Origin of the sequence: Agrobacterium tumefaciens, assembly GCF_009649785.1 — a bacterium.
Classification (GTDB): Bacteria; Pseudomonadota; Alphaproteobacteria; order Rhizobiales; family Rhizobiaceae; genus Agrobacterium; species Agrobacterium tumefaciens.
Map to the genome: position 1 here is coordinate 12,891 of NZ_WJOK01000033.1, position 18,738 is coordinate 31,628.

Genomic DNA, 18,738 nt, shown 5'->3' on the forward strand with positions numbered 1-18,738 from the left:
CGGTTGCTGCTCGCTTCTTCTTCCCACCGGGGAGAAGGTCGCGGCAGCGGTATGAGGCTTCCCACAAGACCCACGAAGACACGAGACCGAACAATGTCACAGCAATTCGACTGGAACGCCGCTTCGACGCTTGCCGAGAGTTTCGTCTCGCAATGGGCCGGCAACGAGCCAGGCGGAGCGGTGATCGGTTTTGATCTAGATGGCATCCGTTTTGCCCATTCCGGCGGTGTCGAAAGCCTTTCGACCTTTGCGCCGTTCACGCCAAAAAGCGTGGTGCGTTACGCTTCCGTCACCAAACATGCCTTCTGTGCCATGGTGCTTGCCCATTCCGATCTGATCGGGCTTGACGATCCGCTCGGAAAGCATCTGCCGGAGTTGCAATCGCCACTCCGCGACGTCACTGTCGGGCAGGCGCTGGATATGAGCGGCGGGTTGCCGGACACGCGCGAATGCCTCTCGCTGCTTGGTCTTTCCGTCTACACCGAAACGAAGGCCGGCCCGCTTCTAGACTATCTGTCGCGGCTGACCCGGCTGAACTTTCCGGCCGGCAGCGAGGTTTCCTATTCGAATACCGGTTATCGTCTGGTCGAGGCGGCGCTGGAGCGCCATGGCTTCCGTTTTGACGATTTCGTGCAGACGCAAATTGCCGGACCGTTCGGTGTTTTCCTGAAGGCGCCGGACGTCTGGAACGATCCGGTCGACGGATTGGTGCCGGGTTACTGGAAGGCTGAGAGCAACTGGCAACTTTCGGCGGCGGGGCTGCATATTTCTGCTTCGGGCAGTCTTGCCGGCAGTGCCGAAGCGCTGACCCGCTGGCTGCAGGGGCTGATGCGGGGAGAGGGCAGCTTTGCCGGCGTTCTGGACGGGCTTTCAACCGAGCGGCGGCTCGCCGATGGACGGATGAGCGAATATGGTCTCGGCCTGCGCTGGTCACATCTCGGCCACAGACGTTTCGTCGGTCATGGCGGTTCGCATCCCGGCTACAAGACGTACTTCCTTCTCGATCCGGAAAACGGCACGGGTTTCGTCGTGGTATCGAACCGCGAGGATACCAACGGCTTCAAGATTGCGCTGGAAAGCATGGCGGCCCTGACCGGTCTGCCTTTACCCAAACCCGCCGCCAGCCTGCCGGAAGGCCTCTATGTCACCGAAAGCGGACCGTGGTGGCTGGAGATCAAGGGCAGTACCTCGACCTTCATCGATGGCGACGACACGCTTTATGAAGATGCCGATGGCTGGGTGTCATCGCGCTCCGCATCCTCTCCGATGCTTCTGAGGCTCGAGGGCGACGCGATCGTCGGCGAGGCAGGCCACGCCGCTCGTCGGTTCCTGCCGGTTGGCGACCATGCGGTGCCCGATGAGCTTTCCGGATCTTGGCGCTCTACCGAAGGGGCGGAATTTACGATTTCCGGTTCGTCGCTAACCATGGGTATCGGTCCCACGCGCCGCTCCATGCCTTTAACGGCGCTCGGCAATGGTCGCTTCCTCTTCACGCTCTCGGACGGGCCGTGGACGAAGCGCATCTGTCTCAATCAATTGAGCGACAGCCGGATAGAGCTTGTGGCGAGCCGGGCGCGAATGATCGAATATTCAAGAAGCCTTTAAGAGGGTTTCAATCAGCTGCTATTGCTCCTAATAAAGACCCTTGTTCCAGCTAAAGGCCGGTTCAACATCTTTGTGGGAGAACAGGCCCTTGGAAGTCAAATGGCTCGAGGATTTCCTGGCGCTGGCCGGAACGCTCAATTTTTCGAAGGCGGCGGAAGAGCGGCATGTGACGCAATCCGCTTTCAGCCGAAGGATCAAGCAGCTGGAAGCCTGGGTGGGCGCGACGCTGGTCGATCGCGCTTCCTATCCCTCACGACTGACCGAGGCCGGGGTGAAGTTCGTTCCGGTGGCGCAGGAAACCCTGAAGCAGCTTTACCACGCCCGTCGCACCCTGTTGCAGGAAGACGGCGAGGATGCCAGAACAGTGCGGCTGACGGCGCTGCACACGCTGTCTTTCACCTTCTTCCCCGACTGGCTGAAACGGGTGAACGAGAAGGCGGGACCGCTGTTTTCGGTTCTGCGGCCTGATTCCGGCAGCATGGAGGAGAACCTCAATTCGCTGGTGGACGGGCAGAGCGATTTCCTTCTGACCTACGCCCACCCCGAAGTGCCGATGCTGCTCGATGCGCAGACCTTCGAATTCCGCGTGCTTGGCGCGGAAAACATCATTCCCGTTTCCGCGCCCGCGGAGGACGGCGCACCGCTGCACAGCCTTACGGAAAGCGCGAAAAAACCCTTTGCCTATCTGGATTACGAAAAAGCATCGTTCTTCGGGCCGCTGTTGCGCGATCTCCTGAGTGCGCGCCTGCCGAAATTCGAGCGGGTGCATGAGGGCAGCATGTCGGTGGGGCTGAAAGCCATGGCGATGGCGGGATGGGGTGTTGCCTGGGTGCCGGAAAGCCTGATGCGGCACGAGCTGGATAGCGGCGCGCTGGTGCGTGCCGCCGATCAAAGTTTCGATATTGCCGTGGATATCCGGCTTTATCGTTCCAAGGAGAACCGCCGTCCCGTTGTCGAGCGCATATGGGCGGTTCTCGAAGATTGATCCTGGTCAGATCGCGGTGCGGTGGGCGTTTTCGAGATAGAGCGCGCGCAGGCGTTTCACCATCGCGCCTGGTTTGCCATCACCCACCGGCTTGCCATCGATCTTCGTCACCGAAACCACGAAGTTGGAGGCGCTGGTCAGGCAGGCTTCGTCTGCGTTCATCGCCTCTTCCAACGTGAAAGGCCGTTCTTCCAGCGTGAAACCGGCCTCCTTGGCCAGTTGCAGGGCGGCAAGGCGGGTGCAGCCGGGCAGGGTCTTGTTGCTGTTGCCGCGGGTGATGATCTTCCTGTCGCCGGTGATGATATAGGCGGTGGATGATGCGCCTTCGGTGACGAAACCATCCTCGATCATCCACGCCTCATCGCAGCCTTCAGCCTTGGCGATGCGTTTTGCCATCACTTGCGGCAGCAGGCAGACGGTCTTGATATCACGGCGCGCCCAGCGCTGGTCGGGAACGGATTTGACCGCAATGCCGGCCTCTTCCACGGCGGTGCCGACGAGTTTTTTGGCCTGCGTGAACATCACCAGCGTCGGCTTCAAATCGGCGGAAAACAGGAAGTTGCGGTCTTCCGCGCCGCGCGTCAGTTGCAGGTAGATCATGCCTTCGACAAGGTTGTTGTCGGCAATCAGGCGACGTTCGGCCTCGACGATTTCCTTTGTTGTGACCGGCAGCGGCACGTCGATTTCGCGGGCGCTGCGTTCCAGCCGCGCCATGTGCAGGTCGCTGTCGATCAGCTTGCCTTCGAGAACGGAGGTGACTTCATAAATGCCGTCGCCGAACAGGAAGCCGCGGTCGAAGATGGAAAGGCGGGCTTCCGCCTCGGGCAGGAATTCGCCGTTGAGATAAACGATGCGACCGGATTGGCTAGTCATGAAAACTCCGTCTGGAAAAGTCAGGCTGAAAGAAGGGTTTTAAGGGTATCGATGCAAATGGCCTCAACCGTTGCGGCCTTGCCGGTTCCAGCGTTGAAGCCTGATGTTGTTGTTGCCGCGCAGAGCGAATTGAGGATCGCCTCCTCGGTTGCCTCTATTGCGGCTTCGAAGAGCGGCGAGATCGCATCGTTGGAGAGCTCAGGATAGTCTGTAACTGCCTTACGGCGTGCGGGCGTGCGGCGAAGGCGCTCGTTGGTCGAAAATGCCAGCGCGTAATCGCCGGAACCATTGCTCAGTGCGGCACCGGTGCGCGAGAGGCCGCCGAAGCTCCTAGCGGCCAAGCGCTTCAAATTGCGCGACGACAGCGGCGCATCGGTTGCGATGATGATGACAATCGAGCCGTCCTTGTCCTTGTGCTCCGGGCTCACATAGGGTTTGCCACAGACGAGAAGATGGCCGCCATAATTGGACTGCACGAGAACGCCGAGCGTATACGCCTCCCCCGCGACGGTGACGATGCGGGATGCGGTTCCGATGCCGCCCTTCATGCCGAAAGCCACCGTGCCGGTCCCGGCTCCAACGCCGCCCTCGGCCACCGGGCCTGTGGCAGCGTTTTTCAGCGCGGTGGAGATTTCCTCGATGGTCGGGCGACCGGCGCGGATGTCGTTGAGGCGGGAATCGTTGGTCTCTCCGACGACCGCATTGATCGACACCACTTTTTCGTTACCCGGCTGCGCCAGTGTGTGGCGGTTGATCGTCTCGATTGCCCGGCCGGTTGCAAGCGTATTGGTGAGGATGACAGGCGTTTCGAGTTCGCCCAGTTCCTCGATCTGGGTCGAGCCGGCAAATTTGCCAAAGCCGTTATAGACCGCAAAACCCGCAGGCACCTTGTCCTGAAAAAGATTGCCGCCATGCGGCAGGATCGCTGTTGCGCCGGTGCGGATCGTGTCGCCTTCGATGACGGTCGAATGGCCGATCGTCACGCCTTCGACATCGGTGATGGCATTGAGCGGGCCGGTCTCGAAATGGCCGGGCGGCAAGCCGATATCGCGCAGTCTCGGGCGGGTCGTCTGATGCATCGGGCGATCACTTTTGCGGAATACAGGCTCAAGGTGGAACAAGCGCGGCTTGCGAAAAGCTTTGCTCTGACTTGACGTTAGCCTAGTTCGCCGGGAAACGGCATCGCAAAAATGGAATAGTTTTATGCGGGCAATGGATGCGCTCAGAAGGCGCGTAGCGCCGGTCCCCGTTCACGCTCCAGCCATTGCCGCATCGCGTCTTCGGTCTCTTCGCGTGTGGGTGCGCCGATCCGGCCGCCGAAGACCGTGCATTTGAGCGCAGCGGCAACGGAGGAGAGCCGGATGGCGGCGCGGCTTTCCATGCCTTCGGCTATGGCAAGCGCAAAGGTGCCGTGGAAAATGTCGCCTGCCGCCAGCGTATCCACCGCCTTGACCTGCATCGTTTCCTGAAAATAGACAGTTGGATCGCCAGCTTCCGTGCACCAGCAGCCTGCCGGTCCGGCGGTGACGGCGATGAAGGTTTGCGGGTAGCGGGCGTGCAGCACCGGCAGCATGTCCTCTACCGTCTCAAGCCCCGTCAGCCGGGCGGCGGCGGGTTCGGAAAAAACGATGTGGGTTGCGGCGGGTGCGAGCTTTTCGAGGGTTTCGACCGGCGCGACGTCGCCGTCGAGAATGGCGTGTTTGCCGAGTGCGCGTGCCACATCAAGAACATCGAGCGCCAGTTCCGGCCAGCGCACATCCACCAGCACGGCGTCGTAAGCGGCGAGGTCCGCTGGTGTGCAGGAGCGCTTCTTCTCATGCAGCCTGTGATCATAAAAAGGCACGATCAGCCTTTCACCGCGATCATCGATAATGATCGTGGAGAGTGCGGAGCGTGCGCCGGCGGCGACTGTCATGCCTGTGGTGTCGATGCCGCTTTCGGCGAGATCGCGCAGGATGCGGGTTCCGGTCTCGTCGTCGCCCACCGCACCCCAAAGGCTGGCGCGCCCGCCCATGCGGTGCACCGCATAGGCTGCGCTGGATGCCATGCCCTCGGCGATCTGCAACATTTCGTAGGGCAGGACCTTGCCTTCGCCCTTTGGCATGTCATGGACGCGAAACAGGGTGTCGAGCACGGCTGCACCCACGCACAGCACATGTTTGCGGCTCTCGTGTTGGCTGTCCATGCCCGTCACCCTATGTCTTTGTCTTACGCAATTTTACTCGGCATGCGCCTTAGATGCGCTTGCCGGTTGCCTTGTCGAAAAGGTGAACCATTTCCGGGTCGATGGCGATATGGATCGTATCGCCGAACCGCACGTCCAGCCGCTCACGGAACAGGCAGGCGATCTCGTCGCCCTTGCAGTTCAGCTTGGCATAGATTTCCGAGCCGGTGCCTTCGACCAGTTCGACCCGGCCTTCGATACCGCCGCTTGCTGCACGGATATGTTCCGGGCGCACGCCGTAGACGAGGTCGCGGCCGCCCAGTGCGGCGATGTCGCTGTTGGCGGGCAGGGGAAGGCTTAAGCCCTTCACAGTGCGGAACACGCCTTCTTCGACGCGTCCACGAATGAAATTCATCGCAGGCGAACCAATGAAACCGGCAACGAAGAGGTTGGCCGGACGGTCGTAAAGCTCGAGCGGTGCGCCGATCTGCTCGATCACGCCGTCATGCAGCACCACGATCTTGTCGGCCATGGTCATGGCTTCCACCTGGTCGTGCGTGACGTAGATGGTGGTGGTGCCGATGCGCTGGTGCATGGCCTTTATCTCGCCGCGCATCTGCACGCGCAGCTTGGCATCGAGGTTGGAAAGCGGCTCATCGAACAGGAAGACCTGCGGATCGCGCACCAGCGCGCGTCCCATGGCTACACGCTGGCGCTGGCCGCCGGAAAGCTGGCGCGGATAACGGTCGAGCAGCTTGTCCAGTCCCAGAATGGCGGCAGCCTTGTCGACCTTGGCCTTGGTTTCGTCGGCGCTCACCTTCTTCAGCTTCAGCGCGAAGCCCATATTATCCTTCACCGTCATGTGCGGATAAAGGGCGTAGTTCTGGAAGACCATGGCGATATCGCGGTCGCGGGCAGGCAGGTTGCTCACCTCACGCGCGCCGATGTGGATTTCGCCGTCGCTGACTTCCTCAAGCCCCGCAATCATGCGCAGCAGGGTGGATTTGCCGCAGCCGGAAGGGCCGACCAGCACGACGAATTCGCCATCCTTGATATCGATATCGATGCCGTGGATGATGTTGACTGCGCCGAAGCGCTTCTGGACGTTTAGAATATTGACCGGTGCCATGTTTTTGGTTCCCGTATTTTTAATTGGTTGATTCAGCCGCCCTTGACGGCGCCGGCGGTCAGGCCCGCCACGATCTGTTTCTGCGCGAACATGGTCAGCAGCAGCACCGGCAGCGTCACGATCAGCGCGGCTGCGGCAAGCGGTCCCCAGCTCACCTGTTCGAAGGACAGCATGTTGTAGACCGCCACCGGCAGGGTGCGCGTTTCACGGCTGGCCAGCACGATGCCGAAGACGAAGTTGTTCCACGAGAAGATGACCGCGAGGATAAAGGAGACGACGATGCCGGGCTTGGCAATCGGCAACGCCACCAGCCGGAACACCTGCCAGGAGGATGCGCCATCGATGCTTGCCGCTTCTTCCAGTTCCTTCGGCGTGGTTTCGAAATAACCGATCATGATCCAGACCACGATCGGAACCGTCACCACGAGATGGATGATGATCTGCGGCCAGAGTGTGCCGAGCAGGTTCAGCCATTGGAACAGCAGGAATAGCGGAATGAGGAAGGAGAGGCCGGGCGTCATGCGAGCGATCATGATGACGACAGCCGACTTTTCCGCCTTCAGCCGGGCGATGCCGTAACCGGCAGGCACGCCGATCACCAGCGCCAGAATGGTGGCCGCACCGGTGACGAGCACCGAATTCCAGAAATAGAGGAAGAAATTATTCTCCTCGAACACCTTCACATAGTTCGACCATGCGAAACGCTCGGGGATGAGGATCGGCGGATAGGCGCCGTTGTCGATTTCATATTTCAGCGATAGCGAAATCATCCAGATGAAGAACAGGATGACAGGCGAAATCATCACCAGCGCCACGAAAAACAGGCCGATGCGGTCGAGGTTTTTACGTTTGAGCAATTGGCGAGCCATCAGCGATCCTCCATCTCGTTCCATTGCGCACGCTGGCGCACCATCAAAAGCACAAAGGACAGCGCCACGATGATGATGAAGAAGACGACGGCCATGGCCGAGCCGTAACCGATGTCGTAGTAGGAAAACGCCGTGTTATAGAGGTAGATGTTGATGGTTTCCGAGGCCGTGCCAGGGCCGCCCTGCGTCATCGCGTAGATGATGTCGAAGCTTTTGACGGCATCGATGGAACGGATGATGACGGCGATCATCAGGAACGGCGCGATCATCGGCATGGTCAGGTAACGAAACTTCTGCCAGGCGTTGGCACCATCGATTTCGGCGCTCTCATAGGGTTCGCGGGGTACTGCAGCCAGTCCGCCGAGCACGATCAGCATGACGAGCGGCGTCCATTGCCAGGTTTCCACCAGCACCAGCGAGGGGATGACGGTGGACTGGTTGTAGATCCATTCCAGCGGTCCGATATGGATGAAGGACAAGAGATAGTTCAGAACGCCGAGCTGCGGGTGGAACATCATGGTCCAGACGAGCGCGATGGCGACCGGGGTCGCCATCATCGGCATCACGAACACGCCGCGCAGAAAACCGCGCAGCGGAAACTGCGCATCGAAAACCAGCGCCGCCAATGTTCCCAGAAACAGCGGAGCGACGACCGACAGCACGGTATAGATGAGGGTGTGCCAGAGCGATTCCCAGAACCTCACGTCGCTTGCGAGCCTTATATAGTTATCGAAACCGATAAAGCTCTGCTCCTGTCCGAGCGTCCAGCGATGCACGCTCATCCACAGGGTGAAGACCCACGGAAAAACGATCACCGCCGAGATGACGACAAGTGCCGGTATGACGAAAGGCCAGTAGTTGGGAGCAAGCCTTGCGGGCCTGCTCCCTTCTTTCCGGCTGACGCCTGTTTTGGTGTTTTCGATGCTCACGGAGGCCATTATCCCTCGCTACGCGCCAGAACGGGTGCGAACTGTTCCGTCGCTTTTTTCAGCTCAGCTGCCGGGTCGGCGCCGCCGATCATGTTGGTGAGGCCGACGCCGTAGATGTCGCGGAATTCTGTGACCGGAATGATGACCGGCAGGGCAAGCTGCGAGACCTTGCCGGAACCGACGACCGCATCCAGCCAAGCGGCCGGCATCTTCACGCCCTCACGCACCTTCTGGTCTTCGAGGATGGACTGGCGGAACGGAACGCCTGCACCCGCCTGCAACAGGCGCGCGCCCATGTCGTGCGAAATCGCCCATTGGCAGAAGAGGTAGGCCGCTTCCTTCTTGCTGCTGGCTTCGACGACACCGAGGCCATCGCCGAAGGTGCCGGCCGCCTGTACTGCCGGGCCCTTCGGCATGACACCGTAACCGACCTTGCCGACAACGCGGGATTTTTCCGGGTTTTCGATCGGCGGTGCAAAACCGACGCCATCGAACCACATGCCGATCTTGCCCTGAAGGAAGGCAGACTGCGCTTCGGCCCAGTTGAAGCCGGAAACGCCGGGAGGGGCGGCTTTGGTCATCAAGCGTTGATAGAGTTTCGCTGCCTCGACCGCTTCCTTGGATTCGGTGTCGACCTTTCCGTCCGCGCCGATCGGCTTTGCGCCGTAACCCAGCATCAACGAAGTCCAGACCGGGGTGTTGGCGTTCTTCAGGCCGCGGGCGACGAAACCGTAGGTGTTGGTTGCGGGATCGGTGATCTTTTCCGCTGCCGTCACCAGTTCCTCGAAGGTCTCAGGGTATTTCAGGCCCTTGGCTTCGAAGAGTTCCTTGTTCCAGTAGACGATCCAGTAATCCACCGAAAAAGGCAGCGAGCGCAGCACGCCGTCGCTATCCTTGGCAAACAGCATGCCGGCTTCGGCGAAATCCTTTTCGACGAGGGACGGATCGGTCAGCGACGGGTCCTTCAGGAAGCCGCTGATATCGGCCAGCCACTTGCCTTTTTCGAACTGTCTCTTCTGCACGTGGTAGCTCAGATGAACGACGTCGAAGCTCGGCTTGCCGGAGGAAAGCTCGATTACCACCTTCTGGCGCTGCTGCTGTTCAGGCGTTGCTTCGGCATTGACCTTGATGCCGGTCAGTTCCTCGAATTCGCCCAGATATTTGATCAGCGTTTCGCTGCGCGGGCTTTTGACCAGGTTGACTTCAAGCGTGGTGCCGGCGTGTTTTTTCCAGTTCACCGCCGCCGATGCGGGGCGGATGCCGAGCACCGCGCTGCCACCGATCGCTGCCGTGCCTGCCAGAAAGGCGCGACGCGTGGGGTTGAGCAATGAATGCGTCATGTCAGTTCTCCTCCAGTTAGCCGGAAATTCTCCTCACCTCCGGCTTGTTGCTTATTTTCATGCAATTCCGGGCAGGACCTTTCTTCTGCCCTACCGGAATTGCCCTATACTGCCAGCGCCCTGTCCCTTGCGTTGCGGATATGGGCGGTCAGCCGCTCCACGGCGTCTTCGACGGATCGCTTCTCAATGGCTTCGAGAATGGCGAGGTGTTCTTTCATCACCGATTTGACATGGCCTGCGATGCGAAAGCGCTCCTGATTGATAAGGCGCATCTTTATGGAATTGACCCTGTAGGCGTTCGAGATGATCGAATTGCCGAGACTATCGATGAAGGCGTCGTGCATGCCCCAGTCCACCTGCTGCGCGTGCTGGTCCAGCTCCGGCGATTCCCCACCGTTTTCCGTCGCCTCGACGATATCGCGGTGCTGTTTCAACAGCTTGGCGATGGTCTCGTCCGAGGCCGAACGCGTAAAGAGCGCCACGGCCTCCTTCTCGAGAAAGATCCGGAACTGGAACGCCTCGCGGATGAGGTTGATGTCGATATGGGCGACCTGCAATCCCCGCTGCGGCACGGTCTTGATCAGACCTTCCGCCTCCAGCCGTGGAATTGCTTCCCGGATGGCGCCCAGCGGCAGACCCGTCAATTCCACGAGGCGGCGTTGCGAGATGAATTGCCCAGGGCGAACGTCGCGCGAGAGAAGGTGATGCGTAAAGCTTTCATACGCCCGTTCCCGCAATGTCTGTTCGCCGGTATCGTCCATGCTCAACCTTTCAAGGTCTGTTCAGGCGGCCTGTTTGCGAAACAGCGCGTCGAAAGCGCCTTCGATCTGCCGCCGGCCCTCCGGTGAAATGGCAACGAGCGGCGCGCGCACATCAGACCAGATATTTTCCCCAGTCGTGTGTGATACCAGCACCTTGACGGCAGGCGTAACCGGAAATTTCAGAAGTTCCACAACAAGATCGACGATGCGCGAATCGTCCTTGCCGTCAACGGCCATGGCGCGGACTTCCTGCGTCAGGAAATTGGCAACGCCGGAGATGGCTCCCTGACCGCCCAGGCGAACGCCCTTGGCCAGATCACGCTCATCGCCGATCAGAATGGCGAGATCGCCGTGTTCTTTCAGCAGGCGCTCTGTGTGGCTCCAGTTGCCTGAGGAGTCCTTCACGCCGGTGACGATGCCCGGAAACGCTTGTCTCAGCCGCCCCACCAGTTCGACCGACAGTGTTACCATGGTCACGGAAGGGATGTTATAGACGAGAATGTCGCGCGCGCCCTTGCCGATCTTTTCGAAAACTGCCGAGAACCAGGCAAACAGGCCGTCATCGCTGACATTCTTAAAATAGGATGGTGGGGCGAGAAGAATATTGCGGGCACCTGCGTTCAGGGCCTCGGCGGATTGGTCGGCCGCATCCTCGATGGAATCCACGAGAACGCCGGTGACCAGACGGGAAGGCGCAATGCCTGCCTCAATGAAGCGGGAGAGAATGACCTGCCGTTCGCGGCTGCCGACGGAGCATCCCTCGCCGGTGGTGCCGAAGAGTGTCACGCTGTCGCAACCATTTGCAAGGCAACGGCGGGCATGCGCGATCATGGCGTCTGTATCGACGGTTCCGTCAGTTTTGAAAGGGGTCGTCAGTGCTGCCGAAAGGCCGAATTTCTGGGTCAATTAAGATGCTCCTCCAAGATGGCTGCAGATTGATGGCACACTGACATGTTAGTTGTAAAGCGGTAATTACAGAATGATTGTTCGGGAGGCTGGAATGGGGGGAATTGGCTTCTAAAGCTGCCTCAGGATCGGTGTTGCGCCCGGTGGGGCATGGAATGTTTACACCGGTTTACGCGAATGCCATTTTTTAGCGATGCACAGGAAAAATGCTAAAATAAATTTGACTGTTTAAGTAAAGATTTTTATCAGGCAATCTGAATATGGGATAAAGGGAAGCGTCATGACCATTGTGGAGCCATCAGCGCCTGTGGAAGAGATCGAGCAGAGCCGGGTGAAGCGCCTGAGGGCTGCCACGCGTGGCGCGCATGGTGGTCTCGATACCTTCATCATGGCAGCGAAGCCGTTCGAGAGCCGGGAGAACTTCGGCAAATTCGTGGAAACGCAATATCTTTTCCATCGCGACCTCGATGCGTTTTTCTCCAATGAAACGCTTGATGGCCTGCTGCCTGATCTTAAGGGTCGTCGCCGTCTCTCCATGATAGAGCAGGACCTTGCCGATCTGGGACACGCCATTCCTGAAACAAACGAGCCGCGCTTTACCAGCGAAACGCCGTTCGATCTACCTGAGGCCATGGGCTGGCTTTATGTGGTCGAAGGCTCGAATCTCGGCGCGGCTTTCCTTCTTAAAGATGCAGCCAAGCTTGGCCTCACCGAAGAATTCGGCGCGCGCCATCTGGCCGGCGCTCCGGAAGGGCGCGGCCTGCATTGGCGTACCTTTACGGCCGCGCTCGATGAAATTTCGCTGACCATCGACGAAGAGGAGCGGGTCGTCGCCGGCGCCGAAGCCGCCTTCCGGGCCGTGCATGCCTACGCGCAGCAACGCCTCGGTTGAGGTTTTGGCATAGCTTGTCGCTGGTTGTCTTCACAGCGCTTGAAATGCCTCGTTGCACATTCGTGCTGACCTCGTCTTAGCATCCTCAGGCCGTCACCCCGGGCTTGGTCCGGGGTCTAGTGCGATCAAGTGCTTGATCGCGTGGAGCTCTATTCGCGGCGCGGACGGGCCGCGGCTGGATACAGGATCAAGTCCGGCATGACGGAGGAGTGGTTTTCGGCTGTCGTGCAACGCTTCAGAACCATTGTGAGAGCCGCTCATGTCCCGCACATTGCGTTCGATATTTGCCGAATAAACAGGCATATTAATTTACCAAATGATAAAATTTTTATCTTTTGGTAAAAAGAAATTCGCCTCCAAAAAATTATCCAATTGATAAAATTATTTTTTTTCGTCTGGCACGGAACCTGCTACTCTTTCTTCAAATCAGGAAAACGCCTGATGCCAAAAAAAGGGAACAGCAAGATGGAAGTTGGTGTTTTTATACCGATCGGGAATAATGGGTGGCTCCTTTCCGAGAACGCGCCGCAATACAAGCCAAGCTTCGACCTGAACAAGGAAATCACGCTGAAGGCGGAAAAGTACGGCTTCGATTTCGCGCTGTCGATGATCAAGCTGCGCGGCTTTGGCGGCAAGACCGAGTTCTGGGATTATAATCTGGAATCCTTCACCCTGATGGCGGGCCTCGCCGCCGTGACCTCCAAGATCAAGCTGTTCGGCACCGCCGCCACGCTTGTCATGCCGCCGGCCATCGTTGCGCGCATGGCGACGACGATCGATTCCATTTCCGGCGGGCGTTTCGGCATCAACCTGATTACCGGCTGGCAGCGTCCTGAATACAGCCAGATGGGCCTTTGGCCGGGCGACGATTATTTCGGTGATCGCTATGAATATCTCGGCGAATATACCTCCGTGCTGAAAGAGTTGCTGACGGAAGGACAGTCGGACTTCAAGGGCAAGTTCTTCCAGATGGATGATTGCCGCATGAAGCCGGTGCCGCAGGGGGATGTGAAGCTCATCTGCGCCGGTTCCTCCAATTCCGGCATGGCGTTTTCTGCCAAGTTCGCCGATTACAGCTTCTGCTTCGGCGTCGGCGTCAATACGCCAAAGGCTTTTGCACCCACCAATGAGCGACTTCTGGCGGCAACGGAAAAGTCGGGTCGCGAGGTTAAATCCGTCGTGCTGACCATGATCCTTGCGGAAGAAAAATCCGAGGATGCCTGGGCGAAGTGGGAGCATTACAAGGCGGGCGCGGATGAGGACGCGATCAAGTGGCTCGGCCTGCAGAGTTCTGTCGACACCAAGTCCGGCTCTGATACCAATGTCCGGCACATGTCCAATCCCGTCTCGGCCGTCAACATCAACATGGGAACGCTGATTGGCTCCTATGAGGAAGTGGCGGCGATGCTGGATGAAATGAGCGACGTGCCGGGAACGGGTGGCGTGATGCTGACCTTTGACGATTTTCTCGAAGGCGTTGAAAAATTCGGCAAATATGTACAGCCGCTGATGAAGAGCCGCCAGCATGTGCTGGCCGAACTGGAGGCAGCGGAATGAGTGAAGCCGTCGTGGCGGGTTACAAGGGGCCGGAAAGCCGTTCGGAAAGTGTCACACTTCCCGCAAGGCCGGAGCCGATTACCCTCAAGCCCAGCGAGACCGCCGTTGTCGTGGTCGACATGCAGAACGCCTATTCGACCGAGGGCGGTTATGTCGATCTTGCCGGGTTCGATATTTCCGGCGCCAAGGGCACCATCGCCAACATCAAGAAGACGCTGGATGCAGCGCGGGTGGCAGGTGTTCAGGTCATCTATTTCCAGAATGGCTGGGACAAGGATTATGTCGAGGCCGGTGGGCCGGGTTCGCCCAACTGGCACAAGTCCAACGCGCTGAAAACAATGCGCAAAAGGCCTGAATTGCAGGGCCAGCTGTTGGCCAAGGGCACATGGGACTATGCCATCGTTGATGAGTTGCAGCCCCAGCCCGGCGATATCTTGGTGCCGAAGACGCGTTACAGCGGTTTCTTTAACACCAATATGGACAGCGTCCTGCGTGCCCGCGGCATCCGCAATCTGGTGTTCGTCGGCATCGCCACGAATGTCTGCGTCGAAAGCTCGCTGCGCGACGCTTTCCATCTCGAATATTTCGGGGTGATGCTGGAGGATGCTACGCACCATCTGGGCCCGGACTATATCCAGCAGGCGACTGTCTACAATGTCGAGAAATTTTTCGGCTGGGTGGCGACCGTCAATGATTTCTGCGGCGTCATCTCGCAGGCCGCACCCGTCAGGGATTGATCCCCAAACACAAAGAGGAGAATGAAATGCCGAAGAAGATCGTCGTGCCTGCCGGTACAAGCAAACCCATCGCCCCTTTTTCGCCGGGAACCCTTGCCGATGGCGTGGTTTACGTTTCCGGTACGCTGCCATTCGACAAGGACAATAATGTCGTGCATGTGGGCGATGCCAGCGCCCAGACACGCCATGTTCTGGAAACCATCAAATCTGTTATTGAGACCGCCGGCGGCACCATGGAGGACGTGACGATGAACCACATCTTCATCACCGACTGGGCGAATTACCAAGCCGTGAACACGGTCTATGCCGAATATTTCCCCGGCGACAAGCCCGCGCGTTATTGCATCCAGTGCGGCCTCGTAAAGCCTGATGCACTGGTGGAAATCGCCACCGTCGCACATATCGGCAAGTAAGGCGAAACGGCAAAATGATGCATTTCGAGGTTCATGGCCGGGCCGAGCCTGAGGCGCCCACTATCCTGCTGTCATCGGGACTGGGTGGATCGGGCGCCTATTGGGCGCCGCAGATCGAGGCCCTTTCCAGCCATTTCCGGATCGTTACCTATGACCATCGCGGAACTGGCCGGACCGGCGGCGAGGTGCCGGCAGATGGCGGCATATCGGCGATGGCCGATGATGTGCTGGAGATCGTCTCGGCGCTGAACCTCGAAAAATTTCACTTCATGGGCCATGCGCTTGGCGGTCTGATCGGACTCGATATCGCGCTTCGCAAGCCCGGCCTCATCGAAGGGCTTGTTCTTATCAATGCCTGGAGTAAGGCCGATCCGCATTCCGGGCGCTGCTTCGATGTGCGGATCGAGCTTCTGGAAAAATCCGGTGTCGAGGCTTTCGTGAAAGCCCAGCCGCTGTTTCTTTATCCGGCGGCCTGGATGTCAGAGCATCAGGAGCGGCTGGCACGTGACGATGCGCATGGCGTCGCGCATTTTCAGGGCAGGGCGAATGTGCTTCGGCGCATCGCGGCGCTCCGGGCCTTTGATATCGACGCGCGCCTCGGCGAGATCGGCAATCCGGTTCTGGTAGTGGCAACCAAGGACGATCTTCTGGTGCCCTATACCCGGTCGCTGCGTCTTGCGGAAGGTTTGCCGCAAAGCGAGCTTTGCCTTCTCGATTTCGGAGCGCATGCGGTCAATATCACCGATTCTGACCTTTTCAACGCGCGGCTTTTGCAGTTTCTGCTACCGGCAACACAAACATTCTGACGGGATTTGAGAGTAAAATGACGAGAGCATTGGACGACGCTGCATTGGCAACACTTTTCACCGAGGCACGCACCCACAATGGCTGGACGGACAAGCCGATCGGGGATGAGACGCTGACAGCGCTTTATGACCTGACGAAGATGGGGCCGACCTCGGCCAATTGCTCGCCGGCGCGTTTCGTTTTCGTGCGCAGCCCGGAAGCCAAGGAAAAATTGAGGCCGGCGCTTTCTTCGGGCAATCTGGAAAAGACCATGGCAGCACCCGTCACGGTCATCGCTGCCATCGACAGCGAATTTTACGAGAAGCTACCGGTGCTGTTTCCCCATGCCGATGCGCGTTCCTGGTTCACCTCCAGTGCGGCGATGGCCGAGGAAACGGCATTCCGCAATGCCACGCTGCAAGCCGGTTATCTCATCCTTGCCGCCCGCGCGCTCGGGCTTGATACCGGAGCCATGTCCGGTTTCGACAAGGGCAAGGTGGATGCCGCATTTTTTGCGGGTACGACATGGAAATCCAATTTCCTCATCAATCTTGGTTACGGCGATCCGTCGAAGCTGTTCGGCCGCCTGCCGCGACTTGCGTTCGAAGACGCCTGTGTTCTGGCTTGAGGGCCTGTTAAGGAAGGATGGTTTAGATGCGGATGATGTCTCTTGAAAAGGAAGCGGAAATGGAGACGAAGACTGCACAGGAACGCAGCCTCGATTATAGAAACGCCATGGCGCGGCTCGGTGCGGCAGTCAACATCGTCACCACGGACGGTGCGGCAGGCCGTGCGGGATTTGCTGCGACGGCCGTTTGCAGTGTTTCCGACAATCCGCCCACGCTTCTCGTCTGCCTCAACCGCGGCTCTTCCGCTTATAATGTGGTGAAGGGCAATGGCGTCATCTGCGTCAACACGCTTGCTTCCAAGCACGAGGTACTAAGCACCCTGTTCGGCGGCAAGACACCGGCGGAAGAACGTTTCGCTGCCGGAAGCTGGGGCGTGCTCGAAACCGGCGCGCCTGTTCTGGAAGACGCACTGGTCTCCTTCGATTGCCGTATTCGCGAGGCACATGATGGCGGCACGCACGATATCCTGATCTGCGATGTCGTCGATATGAAGATCAATGAGGGCGACGAAGCACTGATGTATTTCAACCGGCGTTACCGGGTGCTTTGAGAGCGGTCTCTGGGGCCGGTTGATACCCTTAACTCACGATCAGCTATTTGCGCGCCGTCATCCTCGGGCTTGTCCCGAGGATCTGCAACCGGGACAAGCCCGAGGATGACGGCGGAGCTTTCTTTTAACGTCAGTAAGAAGGGCGTTTCCGGTCTACCGGAAACGCCCTTTTTCATCACTTGATCAGCGGCAAAAGATCGTTGATCGACTTCTTCGCATCGCCGTAGAACATGCGGGTGTTGTCCTTGTAGAACAGCGGGTTCTCGATGCCGGAATAGCCCGTGCCCTGGCCGCGCTTGGAAACGATGACCAGTTTGGATTTCCATACTTCCAGAACCGGCATGCCGGCGATGGGCGAGTTGGGATCGTCCTGTGCCGCCGGGTTGACGATGTCGTTGGAGCCGATAACGATGACGACGTCGGTATTGGGGAAATCGTCGTTGATCTCGTCCATTTCCAGCACGATGTCATAGGGCACCTTTGCTTCGGCGAGCAGCACGTTCATGTGACCGGGAAGACGACCCGCAACCGGGTGGATGGCGAAACGCACGGTCTTGCCGTCGGCGCGCAGCTTGCGGGTCAGTTCGGAAACGGCCTGTTGTGCCTGTGCCACCGCCATGCCGTAACCGGGCACGATGATGACGCTGTCAGCGTCGTTCAGCGCTGATGCCACGCCTTCGGCATCGATTGCCACCTGCTCGCCCTCGATTTCCATCGCCGGACCCGTCGTGCCGCCGAAGCCGCCGAGGATGACCGAGATGAAGGAGCGGTTCATGGCCTTGCACATGATGTAGGACAGGATCGCACCCGAGGAGCCGACAAGCGCACCGGTAACGATCAGGAGATCGTTGCCGAGCGTGAAGCCGATGGCCGCCGCCGCCCAGCCGGAATAGCTGTTCAGCATCGAGACGACGACAGGCATGTCTGCGCCGCCGATACCCATGATCAGGTGATAGCCGATGAAGAAGGCGGCAAGCGTCATCAGCACCAGCGTCCATGCGCCAGCACCGTTGCAATACATGATGAGCAGGACGAGCGACAGGATCGCGGCACCGGCATTGAGGACGTGTCCGCCCGGAAGCTTCTTCGCCTTGCCGTCCACCTTGCCGGCAAGCTTGCCGAAGGCGACGACGGAACCGGTGAAGGTGACGGCGCCGATGAAGACGCCGAGGAAGACCTCGACCTTCATGATTGCCAGTTCTACCGGCGTCTTGTGGGCGAGGAGGGCGGAAAAGCCTGTCAACAGGGAGCGCGCCGTCTCATCGAGCGAGGCGACATGCGCTTCCTCGATATGGGCGTTGAAGCCGATGAAGACGGCGGCCAGACCGACAAAGGAGTGAAGTGCTGCAACAAGCTGCGGCATCTCGGTCATCTGCACGCGGTTTGCGACGAAGTAGCCGAGAACGGCGCCACCCGCCAGCATTAGAAGTACGATGAACCAGTTGCCGACATCAGGTCCGAAGACCGTGGCGACAATGGCAAGACCCATGCCTGTTATGCCGTACCAGACGGCGCGCTTGGCGCTTTCCTGCCCGGAAAGACCACCGAGAGAGAGGATGAATAGAACGGCTGCGGCAACATAGGCCGCGGAAACGATACCAATGGTCATTATG

At 59.0% G+C, this 18,738-nt stretch carries 19 protein-coding genes; 9 read left to right on the forward strand and 10 right to left on the reverse strand.

The window, feature by feature from the left end; all coding sequences use genetic code 11:
* Positions 1–93: 93 nt before the first annotated feature.
* Complete coding sequence (locus GH784_RS24580) at positions 94–1,605, forward strand: serine hydrolase domain-containing protein (RefSeq protein ID WP_065702587.1); 1,512 nt, start codon at positions 94–96, stop codon at positions 1,603–1,605.
* Positions 1,606–1,693: 88 nt separating this feature from the next.
* Complete coding sequence (locus tag GH784_RS24585; protein WP_065702588.1) at positions 1,694–2,590, forward strand: LysR substrate-binding domain-containing protein; 897 nt, start codon at positions 1,694–1,696, stop codon at positions 2,588–2,590.
* Between the two features lie 6 nt (positions 2,591–2,596).
* Here the strand turns inward: GH784_RS24585 and GH784_RS24590 are convergent, their stop codons facing one another.
* The 9 genes from GH784_RS24590 to GH784_RS24630 form a co-directional block, all read right to left on the reverse strand.
* Entirely contained in the window at positions 2,597–3,463 is an 867-nt protein-coding gene (locus tag GH784_RS24590) for a D-amino-acid transaminase (protein ID WP_003514109.1), read from the reverse strand.
* A gap of 20 nt (positions 3,464–3,483) precedes the next feature.
* Entirely contained in the window at positions 3,484–4,542 is a 1,059-nt protein-coding gene (locus tag GH784_RS24595; RefSeq protein ID WP_065702589.1) for a P1 family peptidase, read from the reverse strand.
* Positions 4,543–4,685: 143 nt separating this feature from the next.
* Positions 4,686–5,648: a sugar kinase gene (locus tag GH784_RS24600; protein WP_153793927.1), complete on the reverse strand. Its 963-nt coding sequence runs from the start codon at positions 5,646–5,648 to the stop codon at positions 4,686–4,688.
* Between the two features lie 49 nt (positions 5,649–5,697).
* On the reverse strand, positions 5,698–6,756 hold the full coding sequence (locus tag GH784_RS24605) for an ABC transporter ATP-binding protein (RefSeq protein WP_013636780.1): 1,059 nt from the start codon (positions 6,754–6,756) through the stop codon (positions 5,698–5,700).
* A gap of 32 nt (positions 6,757–6,788) precedes the next feature.
* Positions 6,789–7,625: a carbohydrate ABC transporter permease gene (locus GH784_RS24610; RefSeq protein ID WP_003504003.1), complete on the reverse strand. Its 837-nt coding sequence runs from the start codon at positions 7,623–7,625 to the stop codon at positions 6,789–6,791.
* Positions 7,625–8,563 (reverse strand): carbohydrate ABC transporter permease, encoded by a 939-nt coding sequence (locus tag GH784_RS24615; protein ID WP_003514101.1) that lies wholly within the window; start codon positions 8,561–8,563, stop codon positions 7,625–7,627. The genes GH784_RS24610 and GH784_RS24615 overlap by 1 nt, the downstream gene beginning before the upstream one ends.
* Entirely contained in the window at positions 8,563–9,894 is a 1,332-nt protein-coding gene (locus GH784_RS24620) for an ABC transporter substrate-binding protein (RefSeq protein ID WP_003514099.1), read from the reverse strand. Before GH784_RS24620 ends, GH784_RS24615 begins: the two co-directional genes overlap by 1 nt.
* Positions 9,895–9,998: 104 nt before the next feature.
* Complete coding sequence (locus GH784_RS24625; protein WP_003504009.1) at positions 9,999–10,655, reverse strand: GntR family transcriptional regulator; 657 nt, start codon at positions 10,653–10,655, stop codon at positions 9,999–10,001.
* 21 nt (positions 10,656–10,676) lie between these two features.
* The gene (locus GH784_RS24630; protein ID WP_065702591.1) at positions 10,677–11,561 is read right to left on the reverse strand and encodes a dihydrodipicolinate synthase family protein; all 885 of its coding nucleotides are present in this window, start codon (positions 11,559–11,561) and stop codon (positions 10,677–10,679) included.
* 280 nt (positions 11,562–11,841) lie between these two features.
* Here GH784_RS24630 and GH784_RS24635 point away from each other — a divergent pair, with 280 nt between their 5' ends.
* From GH784_RS24635 to rutF, 7 genes are all read left to right on the forward strand, one after another.
* Entirely contained in the window at positions 11,842–12,453 is a 612-nt protein-coding gene (locus tag GH784_RS24635; protein WP_065702592.1) for a biliverdin-producing heme oxygenase, read from the forward strand.
* Positions 12,454–12,918: 465 nt separating this feature from the next.
* Positions 12,919–14,010, forward strand: coding sequence for a pyrimidine utilization protein A (rutA, locus tag GH784_RS24640; RefSeq protein ID WP_025594402.1), 1,092 nt, complete (start codon positions 12,919–12,921; stop codon positions 14,008–14,010).
* Positions 14,007–14,747, forward strand: a complete 741-nt coding sequence (gene rutB, locus GH784_RS24645) for a pyrimidine utilization protein B (RefSeq protein WP_065702593.1) — start codon at positions 14,007–14,009, stop codon at positions 14,745–14,747. The genes rutA and rutB overlap by 4 nt, the downstream gene beginning before the upstream one ends.
* Positions 14,748–14,773: 26 nt before the next feature.
* Complete coding sequence (gene rutC, locus GH784_RS24650; protein ID WP_003492069.1) at positions 14,774–15,160, forward strand: pyrimidine utilization protein C; 387 nt, start codon at positions 14,774–14,776, stop codon at positions 15,158–15,160.
* 14 nt (positions 15,161–15,174) lie between these two features.
* The gene (gene rutD / locus GH784_RS24655) at positions 15,175–15,966 is read left to right on the forward strand and encodes a pyrimidine utilization protein D (protein WP_025594399.1); all 792 of its coding nucleotides are present in this window, start codon (positions 15,175–15,177) and stop codon (positions 15,964–15,966) included.
* Between the two features lie 17 nt (positions 15,967–15,983).
* On the forward strand, positions 15,984–16,574 hold the full coding sequence (locus GH784_RS24660; protein ID WP_003514089.1) for a malonic semialdehyde reductase: 591 nt from the start codon (positions 15,984–15,986) through the stop codon (positions 16,572–16,574).
* Between the two features lie 26 nt (positions 16,575–16,600).
* Positions 16,601–17,125, forward strand: coding sequence for an NADH-dependent FMN reductase RutF (rutF, locus tag GH784_RS24665; protein WP_013636774.1), 525 nt, complete (start codon positions 16,601–16,603; stop codon positions 17,123–17,125).
* Positions 17,126–17,300: 175 nt separating this feature from the next.
* Here the strand turns inward: rutF and GH784_RS24670 are convergent, their stop codons facing one another.
* Entirely contained in the window at positions 17,301–18,734 is a 1,434-nt protein-coding gene (locus tag GH784_RS24670; RefSeq protein ID WP_003514086.1) for an NAD(P)(+) transhydrogenase (Re/Si-specific) subunit beta, read from the reverse strand.
* Positions 18,735–18,738: the final 4 nt, after the last annotated feature.